Source organism: Nocardia sp. NPDC056100, assembly GCF_042266325.1.
Taxonomy (GTDB): domain Bacteria; phylum Actinomycetota; class Actinomycetes; order Mycobacteriales; family Mycobacteriaceae; genus Nocardia.
The window spans coordinates 246,371-263,864 of sequence record NZ_JBHJVY010000007.1 but is presented as its reverse complement, the minus strand read 5'-3'; the positions used below and the strand labels follow the sequence as shown (position 1 = coordinate 263,864).

Genomic DNA, 17,494 nt, shown 5'->3' with positions numbered 1-17,494 from the left:
CGCCGCCGCCGAGGCGGATGCCGCGCGATCCAGCCGTGTCAGCACCGGGCGTTCGGCGGGTCAGGTGGGCGTCGCCTTCGGATTCGGCGCGTACTTCATGTGGGGCCTGTTTCCGGCGTTCTTCGGCCTGCTGAAATTCGCGAGCCCCGTCGAGGTGCTGGCCGAGCGAATTCTGTGGACCCTGGGCGTGGCGCTGCTGCTCCTGCTGATCTCCGGCCGGCTGCGCGAGTTACGCGGTATCGATGCCCGCACCTGGTGGCTGGCGGCGGCGGCTTCGCTTGCGCTGTCCATCAATTGGGGCGTGTACGTCTACGGCGTCATGTCCGAACAGGTCGTGCAGTGCGCGCTCGGCTATTTCATCAATCCGCTGGTGACGGTTGCGTTCGGCGTCATCATCTTTCGGGAGCGGCTGCGCCGGGTGCAGTGGCTCGCACTGGCTCTGGGCGCGACCGCGGTGATCGTGCTGACCATCGACTACGGCCGCCCGCCGTGGATCGCGTTGATCCTGGCCTGTTCCTTCGCCACCTACGGGCTGATCAAGAAGGTGATCCGGCTCGATGCGCTGCCCGGCCTTGCCGCGGAAGGCATTTCGGCCGCGCCGTTCGCCGTGATCGCCGTGGTGGTGCTCGCCGTCACCGGTAACGCCACCTTCGGTTCCAGCGTCTCGCATTCGGCGCTGCTGATGATCTCCGGCCCGGTCACCCTGATACCGCTGCTGTGCTTCGCACTGGCCGCACCGCGAGTCCCCTTGTCCACCATGGGAATTCTGCAGTACCTGACCCCGGCGCTACAGCTGACCTGGGGTGTGGCGATCGGTCACGAGGATATGCCCGCCTCGCGCTGGGCCGGTTTCGCGCTCATCTGGCTGGCCCTGGCCATTTTCACGGTCGATGCATTGCGCCGCGGAAGACGAGCCAGCGCATAGCCGCGTACATATAGATGCCCTCGCCGATGCCGCCCGCCACCCGGGCGAGCTGATATTCGACGCCGATGGTGGCCAATCCGCTGGTGACGCCCAGGATGAAGACCAGGTAGTTCACCACGACCACGACGACATAGATGGTGAGCTGCGGTCCGACCGCGGCGTGCGAGGAGAAGTTCAGCGTGCGGTTCAGCACGTAGCTCAAGCCGAACGCGGTGATGTAGCCCGTGGTGACCGCGACCGGCAGCGGTGTGCCGAGGGTGCCGTGCAAGAGGGTGAGCACGATCATGTCGGCCGTGAAGCACACCGCGCTGATCAGCAGATAGCCCACGACGGTCGGTGGCGCGAAGCGTTCGAGCCCGAACGGCAGGCGGTCGGAGATGCCCGCGCACAGGCGGTGGAACCGGGTATCGGGCAGAACCTTGTGCACGAGATCAAGATGCCATCGCGAGATGGCGGCCAGGTTAGCGGCGAGCCAACTCGACGCCGGGTAGTATAAGTTCACACTTATATAAAGGAGGATGATATGGCCCTGCTCGAAGACCCGATCGCCGTCGCCGGACTGGTCGTGCGCGAGGTGCGGACCGGTGCGCGGGATGGTAAGCCGACCCGCACCGCCGTCGCCCGCCGCGTCTACGCCACCGATCAGGCCGATCTCTGGGACGCGCTCACCAACCCGGAACGGCTGCCGCGCTGGTTCCTGCCGGTGACCGGTGAGCTGAAGCCCGGCGGCCGCTATCAGACCCAGGGCAATGCGGGCGGGCTCATCGAGGAGTGCGAGGCTCCGGAGCGCTTCGCGGTGACCTGGGAAATGGGTCCCGTCACGTCGTGGCTGACCATCGGCCTCACCCCCGACGGCGATGGCACCGCATTGGAACTGGTGCACGAGGCTCCGGTCGACCCCGAATTCTGGACGCAGTACGGCCCGGGCGCGGTCGGCGTCGGCTGGGATCTGTCGCTGATGGCCCTGGGCCTGCATATCGACTCCGGCGCATCGGTGGATCCGGCTGCGGGACTGGCCTTTCCGACCACCCCGCCCGGCATCGAATTCGTGAGCGCGGCCGCCGAGGGCTGGGCCGCGGCCGCCATCGCCGACGGTGACGATCCCGTCGTAGCCCGTGCGGCGCGGGACAATACGATCACCTTCTACACGGTCGAGCCGGAGGGCAGCGCGGAATCCTGATGGCCACCTCCCCGGCGAGAATCTTCGACGCCCTCGGCGATCCGGTGCGCCGCTTCATCCTGGAACTGGTGGGTGCGGGCGAACTCCCCGCCGGGGCGATTGTCGCCGCGGCGCAACGGTTCACCTCGATTTCGCAGCCCGGGGTCTCCCAGCATCTCAAGGTATTGCGCGAGGCCGGACTGCTCACCGTGCGCGCCGAAGGCACCCGCCGGATCTACGCCATCGATCCCGAGGCCACCCGGGCGGCCCGCGAGTGGCTCGCGGCGCTGACCGTGCAGCCATTCGCGCAACCGCTCGACGCGCTCGCCACCGAGATCGCGCGCGGGCAGCGCGAGCGCCGGAATGTGCATCCGGGCAAGAGTATTCGCGATGAACCTCCCGGCCGGGACGCCCGCTACGGCTGACCGCCGTCCGAATATCGAAGTGCCCCGTGCGGATCCCGCATCCCCCTCATCGGATGCGCGGTCGCACGGGGCTTTTCGGATCGGGCGCTACTGCGCGGCGGGCCGCAGCGCCTGTTCCACGAACCGATTGGTGTAGGTGGCATCGAGATCGATGCGATCCCGCACCGGCTTCACATTGCGCGAGTACTGCCCCAGAATCCGCAGCACGTTCTCCGCGCCTTCGCGTTTCATCAGCCCGTCACCGTTGAACATGCTGATCGAATCGCCGACCGACTTCACATACAGCGCGGGATCGCCGCCCGCGTACTGCGATGGCATCTTCGCCGCGATCTCCTGCGGTGAATGCGCCTTGATCCACTGCAGGGTCTGCACGAACGAGGTGACCAGCTTCTGCACGATCTCCGGATGGCTGTCCACGGTCTCACAGCGCATGTACAGCGAGGCGGCCGGATACAGTCCGCCCAGCGCGGCCCGGGTGCCCTGTTCATTGCGCATATCGATGAGCACCTGGGCATCACCGGAGCTGACCATCTTGGCGACGGTCGGATCGGTGGTCATGCCCGCGTCGATGCCATTGTGGTTCATACCCGCGATGAAGGTCTGTCCCGCACCGACTTTCACCCGCGTGTAGTCCGAGGTGCTCAGGCCCTCCTGCCCGGCCAGCGCCTGGGTGAGGAAGTCGGTGGAGGATCCCAGCGAGGTGACACCGAGGTTGCGACCCGCGAAGTCCTTGGGGGAGCGGATGGTTCCCGCGTCCGCGGTGGACACCAGCTCCACTTCGCCCGGCACATCGGCGAATTGGACCACGGTGCGTAAGCATTGATCCTTGGCCTGCAGATCGATGGTGTGATCGTAGAATCCGACCACGGCCTGCACATCGCCGGTGAGCAGCGCGGTTTCGGCGGTCGCGCCGGACTGTTCGCCGAGCAGTGTCACATCGATGTCATTGCGTTCGAAATTGCCGAGCTGCTGGGTCAGCATGGCGGGCAGGTAGATCACCTTCTCCAGACCGCCGACCATGATGGTGAGCTGCGGTCGCCCGTTCGCGGTCGGAATGGTGCGCGAATCACGACAGCCGGTCGCCAGCAGCAGCGAGGAGACGGCGAGCAGAATGAGCGCCAGGCTCTTGCGGTAGCGCATGCTCACATCCCGCCGTGGCCCGCGGCCGCCTGCGACGGACGCCATTTCAGCAGGCGTCCCTCGGCCAGGCCGATGATCCACTCCGCGACCAGCGCCACCACGGTGATGACGATCATGCCCGCGTAGATGCCCGCCGCGTCGAAGGTGCCCTGCGCGTTCGAGATGAGCAGGCCCAAACCCTTACTGGCACCGGCATATTCACCGACGACAGCGCCGATGAGCGCGAAACCGAAGGCGGTGTGCAGGCTGGACAGAATCCAGGTGGTGGCGCTCGGCAGCACGATCGAGGTGAGCACCTGGCGCTTGGACGCGCCCAGGATGCGGGCATTGTTGATCACATTGCCGTCCACCTCGCGAGCGCCGGTGAAGGCGTTGAAGAACACCGCGAAGAACACCAGCACCACGACGGTCGCCACCTTGGAGCTCAGGCCCAGGCCGAACCAGATGATGAACAGCGATGCCAGCACGATGCGCGGAACGGCGTTGAGCGCCTTGATGAATGGCGCGAGCACATCGGCCCAGTACCGGCTACGGCCCAGCAGCACACCCAGCACCACACCGGCTACGGTGCCGATGACGAAGCCCAGCACCGCTTCCTGCACCGTGGTGTAGAGCTGCAACCAGATGGATCCGAATTGCGTGCCCTCGGTGAACCATTCGACGAGCCGGTCCCAGATGAGCGAGGGCTTGGAGTAGAAGAACGGATCGATCCACAGCGAGGCGGTCAGCTCCCAGGACCCCAGCCACAGCACGACCAGCAGGGCGCGCAGGCTCCACGTGCGAATCTTGTTCTTGCGCGCCTGATTACGCACCCGGGTGAGGATCTGCTCCTCGGATTCGAAAACCGGTGTGGCGGCGACATTCTGCGGCAGGACATCAAGCGACACGGGAGGCTCCCTTACTACGTGCCGCCTCGACCTGATCGCGCAGCGTTTCCCAGATTTCCTTGTAGAGATCGCGGAACTCCTCGGTGAGCCGCACCTCCTCGACATCGCGCGGCCGCTCCAGGCTCACTGTGAAATCACCGCATACCGTTGCGGGAGAAGCGGTCATGACGACGACCCGATCGGCGAGGGCGATGGCCTCCTCCAGATCGTGCGTCACGAAGATGACCGCCGCGTTGGTGCCGGACCACACCCGCAGCAGTTCGTCCTGCATGAGCTGACGGGTCTGTACGTCCAGCGCGCTGAACGGCTCATCCATGAGAATGATCTCGGGATCGTTCACCAGGGTCTGCGCCAGCGACACCCGCTTGCGCATACCGCCGGAGAGCTGATGCGGGTAGTAGCCTTCGAATCCTGCGAGGCCGACCGTGCGCACCCAGGCGGCGGCGCGTTCGCGGGCGGCCTTCTTGGGTACGCCCCGGAAGGCCGGGCCCAGGGCCACGTTGTCCAGCACCGTCTTCCACGGCAGCACCGCGTCCTGCTGGAACATGTAGCCGACGCCGTCCGGGATGCCGCGCACATCCGCGCCGCGCACCAGAGTCCTTCCGGCCGAGGCGGGTTCGAGTCCGGAGACCAGCGACAGCGTGGTGGACTTGCCGCAGCCGGTCGGGCCGACCACGGCGACGAACTCGCCGGGCGCGACGGTGAAGTTCAGGTCGCGCACCGCGGTGTGAATGCCACCGTTCGTCCCGGGGAAGCGCTTGGTCGCGCCCCTGAGCTCAATCAGCGGATCTGTCATTGCCACTCCTGTATTCCTGCCGCGTCCCTGCGGCGTTGGACAGAAGTTACGTGTCCCGGGTCACACCGGACCCGGTTGTGCGCGCTACCCGCACAAGCAGCGATTCGGACGTTTCGCGCATTCTGCTCATGCGTTTGCCGGGGGTTCTCTACACTGTCGCCCGTGTTCTCGCTCGGCCCCCGCTCGGTTCGTCTCCGAACCCAGATCGTGCTGTTGCAGGTCGCGGTGGTCGGATTGACGCTGGGCCTGGCATTCGGCGTATTCGCGTACGTCAGCGGACAGCGGCTGTCGGGGGAGTACGGCGAAAGGGCGCTTGCCATCGCGCGCACGGTCGCCTCGGATCCGGTGGTGCGGACCGAGGTCGCGCGCTATAGCAATTCCGCATTGCCGACCGGACCGCAACTCGAAGATGAGCTCGCCGACGGCGAACTTGCGCATATCGCCGATGACGCGCGGCTGCGCACCGGAGCGTTATTCGTGGTCATCACCGATGACGCGGGCCTGCGGCTGGCGCATCCGGACCGCACCCGGCTCGGCGAGATGGTCAGCACCGACCCGTCCAAGGCACTCGCCGGCGGTGAGGTGGTGATTCGCGAACACGGGACGCTCGGTGAATCCGTGCGCGCGAAAGTGCCTGTGCTCGAACGCGGTACCGGTCGCGTGGTCGGTGAGGTGAGCGTGGGCATCTCCACCACGGCCGTGCGCGAACAGTTGCTGCGCGATCTGCGCCGGGCCGGACTGCTGATCGGCGGCGCACTGCTGGCCGGTATCGCCGGATCGGTATTGCTGGCTCGTCGCTGGCACGGGCTGACCCTGGGCCTGGAACCGTCGGAACTCGCCGAACTGGTCCGCGAACAGGACGCCGTGCTGCACGGCATCGGTGAAGGCGTGGTCGCCGCCGATGCCGCCTGGCGCGTCACCGTCATCAATGACGAGGCCCGCCGCCTGCTCGGCATCACCGCCGCACCCGGCGCGGATATCGACGCCATCGGCCTGACTCCCCGTGTGCTGCAAGCCTTCCGGTCCGCCGACGGCCAACCCGTGCAGGCCGCGGTGGGGGAGCGCATCGTCGTCGTCACCGCTCGCGCGGTCACCCGCGACGGCCGCCCGCTCGGTGCGGTCCTGAGCGTGCGCGACCGCACCGATGTGGAATCCCTTACCCGCCAACTGGATGCGGTCCGCTCCATGAGCACCGTGCTGCGCGCCCAGCGCCACGAATTCGCCAACCGCCTGCACCTGCTCAGTGGTCTACTGCACACCGGCCGCTCCGGTGAGGCAGCGAACTACCTCGACGAACTCCTCGGCTCCGGTCCCCTCGGTGCGGCCCTGCCCGGCATCGACGCCGTCGCCGACCCCTACCTGCAAGCCTTCCTCTCCGCCAAAGCCGCCCACGCCCGCGAGAAGGGCGTCCACCTCCGCCTCGGCCCCAATACCTGGGTCACCGCGAATCTCGCTGCGCCGGTGGATGTCACGACGGTGCTGGGGAACCTTCTCGACAACGCCATCGACGCGGCGGCCGAGCGGCTCGTCGCTGATGGGGGTGCGCAATCCGCCGCTGTCGGTGGTCCGGTGCGAGCGAGCGTCGATGCGGTGATCACCGAGCGCGGTCACGAACCGGGGGATGATCCGGACATATCGCCGGTCGTCGAAGTGGAGTTGGTGCAGGAGGGCGACACGCTGCACATCGCTGTCGCGGACAGCGGTGCCGGGGTGACCGCGGAATTGGTGGATTCGATTTTCGTGGAAGGGGTTTCGACGCGTTCCGGCGGGGATGTACCCGGTGGGCGCGGGGTGGGGCTGGCGCTGTCCCGTCAGGTGGCGCGGGCGCGCGGGGGCGAGGTTCGGCTCGCGCATCCGGGTGGCGTCGCCGCGAGTACCGGGGAATCCGGTGCGGGGGAGTCGGCGGAATCGGAAAGACCGCTGCGGGGAGCGGAGTTCATTGCCCGGTTGCCGGGTGTGCTGATCGAGGGAGAACCGGCGTGGGCCGCGGAGAACTGAAGGTCCTGGTGGTCGATGATGACTTCCGGGTGGCGAATATGCATGCCGGAATCGTCTCGGCGCTACCGGGATTCGTCGTCGGGGCGGTCGCCAACACCTTGGCCGCCGCGCGGGCCGAGATCGAGCGGGCCGCGTTCGATCTGGCGCTGGTCGATGTCTATCTGCCCGATGGTTCCGGGGTGGAGCTGGTGCGCGAGATTCGGTTCGACGCCATGATGCTCACGGCCGCAACCGAATCCGAGACGGTGCGCGGGGCGCTGGCGGCGGGTGCGCTGGGCTATCTGGTGAAACCGTTCGATCATGCCGCGCTGGCTGCCCGGCTGGCGGGTTACGCCCGCTATCGCCGCATACTGTCGGCCCCGGAGATCGGGGCGGCCGAGGTCGATGCCGCGCTGCTGGCGCTGCGGCCCAGTGCGCTGCCGAGCAGTGCCGCGTCCCAGGCGGCGGCGGTCGCCTCGCCGACGAAAGACCTTGTCCTGCAAGCCGTCCAGCGGGCCACCGCGCCCATGTCCGCCGCGCAGGTGTCGGCCGCGATCGGAATTTCGCGCGCCACCGCGCAGCGGTATCTCGCTACGCTGGTGGCCACGGGGGGTCTGCGCATGCAGTTGCGCTACGGCAGCACCGGGCGTCCCGAACAGGAGTATTCCGCCCCTGTCTGAAATGTCCATATATCACTATCCTGCAAACGGATGGTGTACCCCGTCACCGTCCTGGAAGGAAATATCCTCATGCGCAATCGTTTCCGTGCCGGAGTCCTCGCGAGCGCCCTGCTGCTCGCGCCGCTGGCCGCCGTCGCCACCGCCTCCGCGGTTCCGCTGGAACCGGCTCCCGCGCAGAATGCCGATGTCGCGGGGCAGGTCTGCATCCAGCAGTTCCCGCAGAGCGTGATCTGCCTGCTCAGCACGTTCTCGGCCTCGGCCTCCGCGCAGAAATAAGGGCGTCCCGAAGTTAGCCGATCCGCCGATTATCCTGTGATGCCTGTCACAGGAAGGTTGGCGGATCGTGCTTTTCGCGGCTAACTTCGGGGGTGTGGCGGTGCTCCTGTCGGCCGACTTGCACCGGTCCAGGGTCGGGATCGCCACGGACACAGGAGAATTCCGATAACTATTCAGTTCAACCACACCATTGTCGCGAGCAAGGACAATAGGGAGACCGCCGAATTCTGGGCGGATATCCTCGGGTTGGAAGTCGGTGAGGAGTGGGGTCCATTCATCGCGCTGCCCGTACACAACGGCGTCACCTTCGATTTCGCCGTCAGTCCGCCTGATATCCCGGGCGGCCTGCACCCTGCGCACTACGCCTTCCTGGTCTCGGAGGACGAATTCGATTCGGCCTTCGAGAAGATCCAGGAGCGCGGTCTCACCTACTATGCGGATCCGCGCATGCAGGGCGTGAACGAGATCAACCACAATGACGGTGGCCGCGGTATCTATTTCCTGGATCCCAACGGCCACTACATGGAGTTGATCACCGTTCCGTACGGCGGCTGGCCCCAGACGTAGTACCGGGCGCGGGGCGTCGGCGATCTCACGCCGAGATCGCCACGCCCCGTGACAGCGCGCCCATGAATTTCGGGGCCATCTTCTCGTAGAAGCGATCCACTTCGCGAATCTCGAAACCCGAATCCTCGATCATCGCGCGAATATCGCGATTCAGATTGCAGCCGCCGAACAGCGTCTGCTGCACCGGATTCAGCCGATGCTGCCATTTCTGGACACCGGCATCGGGTGCGAGTCCGTGTTCGACGAAATGCAATGTCCCGCCGGGCACCAGCACTCGCCGCAATTCGGCCAGCGCGGCCTGTGCGTCGGGAATGGTGCACAGCGTCCAGGTGGACAGCGCCGAATCGAAACTATTGTCCGCGAACGGCAGTGACTGTCCATCCAGTCCGGCCCGCTCGACGGGGACGTTCGCGGCGGCGACCCGCTTGCTCGCCATGTGCCAGCCGCGATCCACCGGCTCCACCGCGGTCACCGAATCCACCGCGCCCGGATAGAACGGCACATTGCGTCCCGATCCGAACCCGATCTCGACCACCCGCCCGTGCAGGCCCTCGCAGGTCTGCTCGCGCACCGGATCGAGCATCGCCGATCCGCACGACAGATCGATGATCCGGGGGAGAACCTGGTTCTCGTAGATGCCCATACGCTCACTCTTCCAAGGAAATATCCGGTGCGCCAGGGCGTTAGCGCTTGGGCGGGAAGCGCTGGGTCAGCCAGGCGGTGTACATATCCAGCACCGCCGGATCGATGGTCGTCTCGATGGTCCCGTACTCGGAGACCAAACCGGTCTTGGTCGGCTGCATCAAATGGTTGAGGCCGTCGAAGACGTGCACGGTGGCATCGGGATCCGCGGCCAGCGCGGTGCGCGCCGGACCTTCGTTCTGGGCCGATGGCACCTGGAGATCCTTGCCGCCGTACACCGCGAGCACCGGGATCCGCAGCGCCGAAAGCGCCGGGGCGGGATCGTAATTCACCAGTGCCAGCATGCTCGGTGTGATGGTGCTGTCCAGCACGTCATCCTTGCTGCGCTGATCGGCGGGCAGTGAATCATTGTGCGCGTGCGCGTATTTCCGCGCGGCCTCCACATCGCCGCCGCGCATCACCTCGGTGAGTCCGGTGATGTAGGCGACCTGCGCGTCGACCTGTTCCTGGGTCGCACCGCCCGCGGCCAGGATGAGGCGGTTCTGTTCGATCAGCACCTCGGAGCCGCGCACCGACGGGCCAGCCATGAGAATCGCGAAGGCGATACCGCTGTCCGGCTTGGCCGCGGCCAGTGGTGCGAGGTAGCCGCCCTCGCTGTGGCCCAGCAAACCGATGCGTTTGCCGTCGATCTCCGAACGGCCGCGCAGGAAGCTCACTCCGGCGGCCACGTCATCGGCGAGCTGATCGTAATTCGCCTGATCGATCTTGCCCCCGGTACCGCCGACACCCCGATCGTCGGTGCGCAGCACGGCATATCCCGCGCGCGTCAAAGTGTCCGCGATCAGCAGGAACGGTTTGTGCCCGGCGATTTCCTCATTGCGATCCTGCGGTCCGCTGCCGGTGATCAGCACGACGGCGGGATGCGGTCCGGCGCTTCGCGGTTCGGTGAGCGTGCCCGCGATGGTGATATCGCCGCTGCGATAGCTGACATCCTCGGAGTTGTACGGGAACGGCGGTTTCGGCTCCTGCGGGCGATTCAATCCGGCGATCTTGCCGCGCGTCATATTCAGCGGGAACGTAGCGCCGGACTGGCTGAACTCGCCCTTGATGGTGTCCGACCCCTTGTCGAACTTGCCCTTGAACGATGGCGTGCCCGGGAATCCGGTGATGGTCCACGCCACCTGATCCGGATCGGTCTTCACCTCACCCAATTCCTGCGCCGTCACTCCCTGCAGCGGAATGTCGATGGTGGCCTTGCCATCCGCGGTGAAGGTGACCCCGACCGGCAATGGCTGATCCGGGATCTCGATATTTCCGTGCCAGTCCCCGGGGACCCCGGCGGGCGTCGCGGGCGCGTCGTTCTTCGACGCGCAGCCCGCCACCGCCACGGCGACCACGACCAGCACACTCAGTGAAAGAGACCGCAGGGCTCGCATGCCGCCCAGCGTACGCGGGGGTCACACCCGCATTACCGATTCGACACCCCGCATAACCACTGGGCATTCGCGGGTAACTCTCGCTGTCATCCCATTGCCCGGCGCGCCGCGCGCTTCTACCGTGGATCGATGAGCAACGTCGCCATCGCCCACGATCTCGCGGATCTACCCACCGGCGTGGGCGGTTACGCGACCCCCGAATTCGGTCCGCTGGTACGGACTTTCGCCCGTTTTATGGGCGGGGTGCCCGGTGCGGGCGGTGCGCTCACCGTGCAGCTGCGCGGTGTCCCGCTGGTGGACATCCAGATCGGCGAATCCGCGCCCGGCACCGCCTGGGACGCCGATACCGGCGCGATCGTGTTCTCCGCCACCAAAGGCATTGCGGCGACGGTCATCCACCGCCTCGCCGATCGCGGCCTCATCGACTACGACACCCCGGTCGCCTACTACTGGCCCGAATTCGCCGCCAATGGCAAAGAGCGAATCACCGTGCGCCAGCTGCTCTCCCATCGCGCGGGGCTGTCCGGCCTGCCGGATATCGCCGCCGGGCTGGACGACATCCTCGATCACCGGCTGATGGAACGGCGCCTGGCCGCCGCCGAGCCCGATCATCTGCGGGGCACCCCCACCTACCACGCCCTCACCTACGGCTGGCTGCTCGCCGGTCTGGCCCGCGCCGTCACCGGCCGCGGTATGGCCGAACTCTTCCGCACCGAGGTCGCGGAACCCCTGGGCACCACCGGCATCCACCTCGGCAGGCCACCGGCGGGTTCGGCCACCACCGCCGCCACCATGCACGGCGGCCGCCTGGCGTTCGTCGGCACCACCTATATCTCGCTGGTCCTGGGCCGCGCCTATTCGTTCCCGGGCGCACTCGGCGCTGCCTCCCGCGCACTCTTCCTCCCCGGCCTGGAGGACTTCCTCGAGGGCGACGCCCCGCCCATCCTCGACACCGAACTCCCCGCCGGAAACGGCGTCTGCACCGCCACCGGCCTGGCGACCCTGTACGGCGCACTCGCCAACGGCGGCATGCACAACGGCCGCCGCTTCCTGTCACCGCAAACGATCAAAACCATGCGCCACATCGAGACCTACTCCCTCGATCACGCCCTGTTCTACATCCCCATGCTCTGGCATATGGGCTACCACTCCCTGCCCATCCCCGGAGCCCGAGCCGGTTTCGGCCACATCGGCCTCGGCGGCTCCTTCGGCTGGGCCGACCCCAACACCGGTCTCTCGGTCGGCTTCACCCACAACCGCCTCTCCCTGACCGCCCTCTACACGGACCAACTGGCCTCGGCATGGGTGCTGCCGCTGGCGGTGCGGGGCGCTCGATCAACGCGCCGCACCGCCCAGACCCCGGCCCGCCGAGCCGCCTGAGAGCCCTTGCCGAACAAGGGAGTTCAGCCGCGGAGATCCTCGATCCGCAGCGTCGGGCAGTAGCGGCGGATGGTGAGGGCGATATCGTCGACCGAGACCGACAGGGTCTGCGCGGTGATGGTGAGCGGGCTGTAGCCCAGCGCGGTATTGCTCTGGGCGAGGAGCCGGCCCGCCGGGGAGAGCCCGGCGCTGTGGTTCTCGATGTGGTGCGGCAGCACCTCCAGGGCGTGCTGACGGCCCGTGTGGCGCAGTCGGATTCGTTCGATCTCATGCCAGCCGAGGCTGCGATTGCGGAAGGCCAGCCCCTGGAAGGAGATCGTCAACTGCGGGCTGCGGCGCACGAATTGCACTCCGAGCAGCACGGCGCAGAACCCGAAGAACAGCACCGCGAGCGCACCCCAGATGACCGCCTTCACCCCGCCGAACGCCACCATCGAGATCCCGGTGATCACCAGCGCCACCGCGCACAGCAGCGGAACCAGCAGGCGCGATTGCGAGATGTAGTAGACGGTCGAACCGTCCGTGCTGCGGTCGGACGGCGACATACGAATTCCCTTTGCTCGAACGAGTTCAGTGCGTGATCATCCGCCACCGAGCGCGCCGGTTCAAACGGGGAAAGCCGGGCGCGGCAGACTGGGGGCGTGCAGCTTCCTGTCGGTGCGGTGATTTGCGCGTTTATCGCGGCCCTGTTGTTCGCGGTGTCGGCGGTGGCGCAGCAGAGCGCCGCCGCCGAGGTGCCCGAGGGTGAAGGGCTGATGCGGGCGCTGGTCCGGAATCCGCGATGGTGGGCCGGGATGATCGGGGACGGTGGGGGATTCGCGTTCCAGGTGGCGGCGCTGGCGCTGGGTTCGGTGCTCATCGTGCAGCCGATTCTGGTCAGTGCGCTGGTGTTCGCGTTGCCGATGGCGGCGCGATACAGCGGGCGCAAGACCACGGCGAGCATGTGGGCCAACGCTCTCGCGCTGTCGGTGGCGCTGGCGGTGTTCCTGATCGTCGGCGATCCGACCGAGGGGCTGGACAACGCGCCCTGGCATCGCTGGCTGTGGCCGCTGGGACTGGTGTTCGCGGTGGTGGCGGCGGGAGTCATCGGCGCGCGAGTGGTGAAAACGCCTGCGCTGCGGGCGCTTCTGCTCGGCGGTGCGGGCGGCACGCTGGTGGGTGTGTCGGCGGCCTTGACCGCCAATGTGACCCGGTTGTTCGGGGAGTCGATCAGCACGGCGCTGACCAGCTGGGAGATCTACGTACTGGTGCTCACCGGAGTCGGGGGTGTGTACCTGCAGCAGCGCGGATATCAGGCCGGATCGCTCGCCGCCTGCCTTCCGGCCTTCACGATCGCCGAACCGCTGGTCGCCGCGTTCGTCGGGATCACTGTGCTGGACGAGCGGTTGCGCAGCGGTCCGGTCGGCACCGCGTTCGTGATCGTGGCCGTCCTCGTCATGTGCGTCGCGACCGTCGCGCTCTCGCGGGCGCAGGCGGGCGAACCGCTCGAAGTGTCCGATTCCGCACCGGTTTCGCAGCCCTGAGAGTGACCTTGAACACGACACGCGCAAGGCGAAACGCCGTACGCGCAAGTCACGTCCGCGTGCCTTCGAAACCAGTCGGTGGGGGCGCTTAGGATGTCTGCGTGTCAGCCTCGTCGGGATCATTCGTCCATCTCCACAACCACACCGAGTACTCGATGCTCGACGGCGCGGCGAAGATCACGCCTCTGTTCAAGGAGGCCAAACGGCTGGGCATGACCGCCGTCGGCATGTCCGACCACGGAAACATGTACGGCGCCTCGGAGTTCTACAACTCCGCCAAGGCGCAGGGCGTCAAGCCGATCATCGGCATCGAGGCGTACATCGCGCCCGAATCCCGCTTCAACACCAAGCGCGTGCAGTGGGGCGATCCGTCGCAGAAGAGCGATGACGTCTCCGGTTCGGGCGCGTACACCCATATGACCATGGTCGCGGAGAACGCGCAGGGGCTGCGGAACCTGTTCAAGCTCTCCAGCCTCGCCTCCATCGAGGGTCAGCTCGGCAAATGGGCGCGTATGGACGCCGACATCATCGCCGAGCACGCCGCGGGCATCATCGCCACCACCGGCTGCCCCTCCGGCGAGGTGCAGACCCGACTGCGCCTGGGCCAGGAGCGCGAAGCCCTCGAGGCCGCCGCCAAATGGCAGGAGATCTTCGGTCCGGAGAACTTCTTCCTGGAGATCATGGACCACGGCCTGTCCATCGAACGCCGCGTGCGCGAGGGCCTGCTCATGGTCGGTCGCGAGCTGGGCATCCCGCCGCTGGCCACCAATGACTGCCACTACGTGCACGAGACCGATGCGGGCAATCACGAAGCGCTGCTGTGCATTCAGACCGGCAAGACGCTCTCGGACCCCACCCGCTTCAAGTTCGACGGCTCCGGCTACTACCTCAAGTCCGCCGAGGAAATGCGTGCCATCTGGGATGACGAGGTCCCCGGCGCCTGCGATAACACCGTCCTCATCGGCGAGCGCGTGCAGTCCTACGACGAGGTGTGGGCCCCGCGCGATCGCATGCCGATCTTCCCGGTGCCCGAGGGCGAGACCCAGGGCAGCTGGCTGCGGCACGAGGTCATGACCGGTCTGCATCGCCGCTTCCCCAACGGCATTCCGCCGGAATACCTGCCGCGCGCGGACTTCGAACTCGACGTCATCATCGAAATGGGCTTCCCGGCCTACTTCCTCATCGTCGCCGACCTCATCACCTACGCGCGCTCGGTCGGCATCCACGTCGGCCCGGGTCGTGGTTCGGCCGCCGGTTCGCTGGTCGCCTGGTCGATGGGCATCACCAATATCGATCCGATCCCGCACGGGCTGCTCTTCGAGCGCTTCCTCAATCCCGAGCGCGTATCCATGCCCGATATCGATATCGACTTCGACGATCGCCGCCGCGGTGAAATGGTCCGCTACGCCACCGAGAAGTGGGGCAGTGACCGCGTCGCACAGGTGATCACCTTCGGTACCATTAAAACCAAAGCGGCGCTGAAGGATTCGGCCCGCGTCCAGTTCGGCCAGCCCGGTTTCGCCATCGCCGACCAGATCACCAAGGCGCTGCCGCCGCCCATCATGGCCAAGGACATCTCGGTCTCGGGCATCATGGATCCCGAGCACGAGCGGTACAAAGAGGCCGCCGAGGTCCGCGAACTCATCAACAACAATCCGGACGTCGCCAAGATCTACGAGACCGCGCGCGGCCTCGAGGGCCTGATCCGCAATGCCGGTGTGCACGCCTGCGCGGTCATCATGTCGTCCGAACCGCTCACCGACGCCATCCCGGTGTGGAAGCGCGCCCAGGACGGCGCGATCATCACCGGCTGGGATTACCCGTCGTGCGAGGCCATCGGCCTGTTGAAGATGGACTTCCTGGGTCTGCGCAACCTGACCGTCATCGGCGACGCGCTGGTGAACATGAAGGCCAACCGCGGTATCGACCTGGACCTGGACACGCTGCCGCTGGAAGACGCCCCCACCTACGAATTGCTCGCTCGCGGTGACACTCTCGGCGTCTTCCAGCTCGACGGCGGCGCCATGCGCGATCTGCTGCGACGCATGCAGCCGACCGGCTTCGAGGACATCGTCGCCGTGCTCGCGCTGTACCGCCCCGGCCCCATGGGCATGAACGCCCACAATGACTACGCCGACCGCAAGAACGGGCGGCAAGAGGTCAAACCGATTCACCCGGAGCTCGAAGAGCCCCTGAAGGACATTCTGCGTGATACCTACGGCCTGATCGTGTATCAGGAGCAGATCATGCAGATCGCGCAGAAGGTCGCCGGATACTCCCTCGGCCGAGCCGATATCCTGCGCCGCGCCATGGGTAAGAAGAAGGCCTCGGTCCTGGAAGCCGAGTTCGAGGGCTTCGAAGCGGGCATGGTCGAGAACGGCTTCTCCAAACCGGCCGTGAAAGCCCTGTGGGACACCATTCTTCCGTTCGCCGGATACGCGTTCAACAAATCGCACGCCGCGGGCTACGGCCTGGTGTCGTTCTGGACCGCGTACCTCAAGGCCAACTATCCCGCCGAATACATGGCCGGTCTGCTCACCTCCGTCGGTGACGACAAGGACAAGGCCGCGGTCTATCTGGCCGACTGCCGTCGCCTGGGCATTCAGGTGCTGCCGCCGGACGTCAATGAATCCGAGATCGAATTCGCTTCCGTCGGCGGCGATATCCGCTTCGGTATGGGCGCGGTTCGCAATGTGGGCGCGAACGTGGTGTCCTCGATCATCGCCGCGCGCAAGGAGAAGTCGAAGTTCACCGACTTCTCCGACTATCTGAACAAGGTCGACGCCGCCGCCTGCTCCAAGAAGGTCATCGAATCCCTCATCAAGGCGGGCGCTTTCGATTCACTCGGACATCCGCGCAAGGGTCTGCTGCTGGTGCACTCCGATGCCATCGACGCGGTCATGTCGACCAAGAAGGCCGAGGCCATCGGCCAGTTCGACCTGTTCGGCGGGCTGGACGACGATGATTCGATGGCGAGCGTGTTCAATGTGAAGGTCCCCGACGAGGAGTGGGAGACCAAGCACAAACTCGCCCTGGAGCGGGAAATGCTGGGCCTGTACGTGTCCGGGCATCCGCTCAATGGCGTCGAACATGTGCTCGCGGCCCAGTCCGACACCCAGATCCCGACCATTCTCGACGGTGACGTCAAGGACGGTCAGCAGGTCACCATCGGCGGCATCTTCGCCAGCGTCACCCGCCGCGTCAACAAGAACGGCCTGGCCTGGGCGTCGGCGCAATTGGAAGACCTCAGCGGTGGTATCGAGGTGCTGTTCTTCCCGCAGTCCTACTCGGTCTACGGTATGGATGTCACCGAGGACGCCATCGTACTGGTGAAGGCGCGCGTCTCGGCCCGCGACGATCGCATTTCGCTGATCGCCAATGACCTTGTGGTGCCGGATCTTTCGTCCATCGGCGTGGATAAGCCGATGTCGGTGGTGATCCCGACCCGGCTGTGCACCCCGGATAAGATCAGCGCCCTCAAGCGGGTGCTCAGCAGCCATCCCGGCACCGCGGACGTGCATATCCGGCACGTCGGCTCGCGCGAGCGCACCACCGTGCTGAAAGTCGCTGACAACCTGCGGGTTTCACCGTCCTCGGCGCTCATGGGCGATCTCAAGGCACTGCTCGGCCCCGGCTGCCTGGCGGGCTGAGCCTCCCCGGTTTTACCTGATCACGGCAGTA

The 17,494-nt window shown here is 66.4% G+C and carries 17 protein-coding genes; 10 read left to right on the top strand and 7 right to left on the bottom strand.

What is annotated here, in order from left to right:
- Positions 1-64: 64 nt before the first annotated feature.
- Complete coding sequence (gene rarD / locus ACFC0O_RS42780) at positions 65-925, top strand: EamA family transporter RarD (RefSeq protein ID WP_375968240.1); 861 nt, start codon at positions 65-67, stop codon at positions 923-925.
- Here the strand turns inward: rarD and ACFC0O_RS42775 are convergent.
- Positions 882-1,352 carry a GtrA family protein gene (locus ACFC0O_RS42775; RefSeq protein WP_375968058.1) on the bottom strand — a complete coding sequence of 157 codons (471 nt, stop codon included), beginning with the start codon at positions 1,350-1,352 and terminating at the stop codon, positions 882-884. The two genes, rarD and ACFC0O_RS42775, sit on opposite strands and share 44 nt — an antisense overlap.
- 96 nt (positions 1,353-1,448) lie before the next feature.
- On the opposite strand from ACFC0O_RS42775, the gene ACFC0O_RS42770 reads away from it, so the two are divergent.
- Together ACFC0O_RS42770 and ACFC0O_RS42765 are read left to right on the top strand one after the other, a co-directional pair.
- Entirely contained in the window at positions 1,449-2,105 is a 657-nt protein-coding gene (locus ACFC0O_RS42770) for an SRPBCC family protein (protein ID WP_375968057.1), read from the top strand.
- On the top strand, positions 2,105-2,509 hold the full coding sequence (locus ACFC0O_RS42765) for an ArsR/SmtB family transcription factor (protein ID WP_375968056.1): 405 nt from the start codon (positions 2,105-2,107) through the stop codon (positions 2,507-2,509). The genes ACFC0O_RS42770 and ACFC0O_RS42765 overlap by 1 nt, the downstream gene beginning before the upstream one ends.
- 87 nt (positions 2,510-2,596) lie before the next feature.
- Here ACFC0O_RS42765 and ACFC0O_RS42760 read toward each other — a convergent pair whose 3' ends face one another.
- Genes ACFC0O_RS42760 through ACFC0O_RS42750 form a run of 3 tightly spaced genes read right to left on the bottom strand, consistent with a single transcriptional unit; the run spans position 2,597 to position 5,332 of the window.
- Entirely contained in the window at positions 2,597-3,649 is a 1,053-nt protein-coding gene (locus tag ACFC0O_RS42760) for an ABC transporter substrate-binding protein (protein WP_375968055.1), read from the bottom strand.
- A 2-nt stretch (positions 3,650-3,651) separates the two neighbouring features.
- Complete coding sequence (locus tag ACFC0O_RS42755) at positions 3,652-4,536, bottom strand: ABC transporter permease (protein WP_364643558.1); 885 nt, start codon at positions 4,534-4,536, stop codon at positions 3,652-3,654.
- The gene (locus tag ACFC0O_RS42750; RefSeq protein ID WP_375968054.1) at positions 4,526-5,332 is read right to left on the bottom strand and encodes an ABC transporter ATP-binding protein; all 807 of its coding nucleotides are present in this window, start codon (positions 5,330-5,332) and stop codon (positions 4,526-4,528) included. Before ACFC0O_RS42750 ends, ACFC0O_RS42755 begins: the two co-directional genes overlap by 11 nt.
- A gap of 162 nt (positions 5,333-5,494) precedes the next feature.
- On the opposite strand from ACFC0O_RS42750, the gene ACFC0O_RS42745 reads away from it, so the two are divergent.
- The 4 genes from ACFC0O_RS42745 to ACFC0O_RS42730 all read left to right on the top strand — a co-directional run bounded on the left by ACFC0O_RS42745 (position 5,495) and on the right by ACFC0O_RS42730 (position 8,832).
- On the top strand, positions 5,495-7,330 hold the full coding sequence (locus ACFC0O_RS42745) for an ATP-binding protein (protein ID WP_375968053.1): 1,836 nt from the start codon (positions 5,495-5,497) through the stop codon (positions 7,328-7,330).
- Positions 7,312-7,989, top strand: coding sequence for a response regulator (locus ACFC0O_RS42740; protein WP_375968052.1), 678 nt, complete (start codon positions 7,312-7,314; stop codon positions 7,987-7,989). Before ACFC0O_RS42745 ends, ACFC0O_RS42740 begins: the two co-directional genes overlap by 19 nt.
- Before the next feature lie 30 nt (positions 7,990-8,019).
- Complete coding sequence (locus tag ACFC0O_RS42735) at positions 8,020-8,265, top strand: hypothetical protein (RefSeq protein ID WP_375968051.1); 246 nt, start codon at positions 8,020-8,022, stop codon at positions 8,263-8,265.
- A 165-nt stretch (positions 8,266-8,430) separates the two neighbouring features.
- Positions 8,431-8,832 (top strand): VOC family protein, encoded by a 402-nt coding sequence (locus tag ACFC0O_RS42730; protein WP_375968239.1) that lies wholly within the window; start codon positions 8,431-8,433, stop codon positions 8,830-8,832.
- A 25-nt stretch (positions 8,833-8,857) separates the two neighbouring features.
- Here ACFC0O_RS42730 and ACFC0O_RS42725 read toward each other — a convergent pair whose 3' ends face one another.
- The gene (locus ACFC0O_RS42725) at positions 8,858-9,475 is read right to left on the bottom strand and encodes a class I SAM-dependent methyltransferase (protein WP_375968050.1); all 618 of its coding nucleotides are present in this window, start codon (positions 9,473-9,475) and stop codon (positions 8,858-8,860) included.
- Between the two features lie 40 nt (positions 9,476-9,515).
- Complete coding sequence (locus ACFC0O_RS42720) at positions 9,516-10,910, bottom strand: alpha/beta hydrolase family protein (RefSeq protein WP_375968049.1); 1,395 nt, start codon at positions 10,908-10,910, stop codon at positions 9,516-9,518.
- 129 nt (positions 10,911-11,039) lie between these two features.
- Between ACFC0O_RS42720 and ACFC0O_RS42715 the strand changes: the two genes are divergently transcribed.
- Positions 11,040-12,290, top strand: a complete 1,251-nt coding sequence (locus ACFC0O_RS42715) for a serine hydrolase domain-containing protein (protein ID WP_375968048.1) — start codon at positions 11,040-11,042, stop codon at positions 12,288-12,290.
- 23 nt (positions 12,291-12,313) lie between these two features.
- Here the strand turns inward: ACFC0O_RS42715 and ACFC0O_RS42710 are convergent, their stop codons facing one another.
- A complete protein-coding gene (locus ACFC0O_RS42710) occupies positions 12,314-12,835 on the bottom strand; it encodes an STM3941 family protein (RefSeq protein ID WP_375968047.1) in 522 nt (173 codons plus the stop codon).
- Between the two features lie 96 nt (positions 12,836-12,931).
- On the opposite strand from ACFC0O_RS42710, the gene ACFC0O_RS42705 reads away from it, so the two are divergent.
- Together ACFC0O_RS42705 and dnaE are read left to right on the top strand one after the other, a co-directional pair.
- Positions 12,932-13,813, top strand: a complete 882-nt coding sequence (locus tag ACFC0O_RS42705; RefSeq protein WP_375968046.1) for a DMT family transporter — start codon at positions 12,932-12,934, stop codon at positions 13,811-13,813.
- Between the two features lie 101 nt (positions 13,814-13,914).
- The gene (gene dnaE, locus ACFC0O_RS42700) at positions 13,915-17,463 is read left to right on the top strand and encodes a DNA polymerase III subunit alpha (protein ID WP_375968045.1); all 3,549 of its coding nucleotides are present in this window, start codon (positions 13,915-13,917) and stop codon (positions 17,461-17,463) included.
- The last annotated feature ends 31 nt before the right edge of the window (positions 17,464-17,494 follow it).